This is a genomic window from Pseudomonas sp. PS01301 (genome assembly GCF_029960215.1).
GTDB lineage: Bacteria > Pseudomonadota > Gammaproteobacteria > Pseudomonadales > Pseudomonadaceae > Aquipseudomonas > Aquipseudomonas coleopterorum.
Map to the genome: position 1 here is coordinate 1 of NZ_JASCPM010000153.1, position 255 is coordinate 255.

1 rRNA gene is annotated in these 255 nt (G+C 51.8%); it reads left to right on the top strand.

The features are described 5' to 3' along the window. Positions 1-255: ribosomal RNA gene (locus QMX89_RS22915) — 23S ribosomal RNA — on the top strand; the annotation flags it as partial.

Genomic DNA, 255 nt, shown 5'->3' on the forward strand with positions numbered 1-255 from the left:
ACAGCTAGGAGGTTGGCTTAGAAGCAGCCACCCTTTAAAGAAAGCGTAATAGCTCACTAGTCGAGTCGGCCTGCGCGGAAGATGTAACGGGGCTCAAACCAGGTACCGAAGCTACGGGTATCACCTTCTGGTGATGCGGTAGAGGAGCGTTCTGTAAGCCTGTGAAGGTGAGTTGAGAAGCTTGCTGGAGGTATCAGAAGTGCGAATGCTGACATGAGTAACGACAATGGGTGTGAAAAACACCCACGCCGAAAG